Below are 1396 nucleotides of genomic sequence, written 5' to 3'. Positions count from 1 at the left end.
CCTGTGGATCAGTGGCAAAAGCGACCGCCTGGTTGCTGGCAAAAGCGACCATGGCCTCGCTGCCGAGGTGGCCGGCACCCGCTGCGTCGTCGGCAACCCCTGCCGGGTCGGTTGCGGCCTGGTTGAAGTTGATCACGACCGGCCCGATGAGGTCGTGCACAATCGGGGCAATGGTGACGCCGGCTTCGCCGTTTCCGTCCTGATCCAATGTCTGAACCAGGCGGGCAAGGTTGGTCACGGTGGGATCATGCAGTTTGTCGATATTCCCGTCTACGCGGCTGGCGAGCTGCGCCAGATTAACTTTCGCCGCCCCCTCGACCGATCCCAGGGTGAGTCCGCCGAGAAGGAACGTGACCGCTTCGCCTTTTCGATACTGAAATTCGCCACGTTCATTCGTGAAGCCTGTCAGAGTCGGTGTCTCGAATCGAAGCCCGTGGATCGGGCCCGCGATGACTCCCGTCGTGACCTCGGCCGCCCCTTCGGCTGTATTGGTGGTGCGCATTAGCTCTCACTCTCATCTGGCACTGCGTGCTCTGGTCGTACGGGGGCCGAATGGGCCCGGCGGGCACCTTCGGGCAGGATGACGCATTTGGCGTGCGGCGATTCTGCCTGCGCGCGCCACGCCGTGGGAAGTTCACTCAGCGGGAAGGTGCGTACCTCGACCTGCAGGTCGCCGCGGGTGAGGGCGCCCCAGAGCCAGTTCAGTGCCGGCCGCTTGTCCTGTAGGGGAGTATGGAGGCCGGCGAATCCGGACAGGGTGATTTGTTTGCCGCGGAGCAGCCCGGCCGGTATGTGGGCGGTGGCGCCCGCGAGGTTGCCGATGTTGACCACCCGCGCCCGGGGTGCGCATGCCTTCAATGCCGCTTCGAGGGGCGGGCCGTACAGGCCGTCAAGGACAACATCCACCGGGCCGGACGCTGCCAGGAGCCGGGCCGCCAACTCGTCAGTGCTTTCATCCGGGCGAAGATCGACAACCGCGTCCGCCCCGAGGGGGAGAAGCCGCTGCAGTGCCGGCAGGCTGCGGGCGACGGCGGTGACGCGGCCGGCTCCGGTGCGGTGGGCTATCTGGACCGCGAGTTGCCCGACCGCTCCGGTGGCGCCCAGGACCAGCACCGTCTCTCCCGGCCGCAGGCCGGCGTTCTCGATCAGCGGCATGAAAGCCGCTGTGCCTGAGTTTCCTACGGCCGCAGCCAGCACAGGGTCAAGGCCCTCGGGAAGGGGCAGCAGATCTTTGTCCGCGACAAGCGCCTTTGTGGCGAAGGCGCCAGGGGTGGCGGGCGTTGCGTGGCACTCGGCATACACCCACGTCCCGGGTATGAAGCGCTCGGACTCGAGCACGACGCCGACGCATTCGCTGCCTGGAACGTACGGTGCTTCATGGCGGGCGGAGTGGAAT

At 66.7% G+C, this 1396-nt stretch carries 2 protein-coding genes; both read right to left on the bottom strand.

The features are described 5' to 3' along the window. The coding region (locus DBR22_RS20795; RefSeq protein ID WP_219928148.1) for a hypothetical protein at positions 1–502 on the bottom strand (502 nt) is incomplete at its 3' end. After that, on the bottom strand, positions 502–1396 hold an 895-nt coding region (locus DBR22_RS20790; RefSeq protein WP_108600554.1), incomplete at its 5' end, for a quinone oxidoreductase family protein. The genes DBR22_RS20790 and DBR22_RS20795, both read right to left, overlap by 1 nt.

The organism is Arthrobacter sp. HMWF013 (assembly GCF_003061105.1).
Lineage (GTDB): Bacteria > Actinomycetota > Actinomycetes > Actinomycetales > Micrococcaceae > Arthrobacter.
This window is presented reverse-complemented; position numbering and strand designations above follow the sequence as displayed.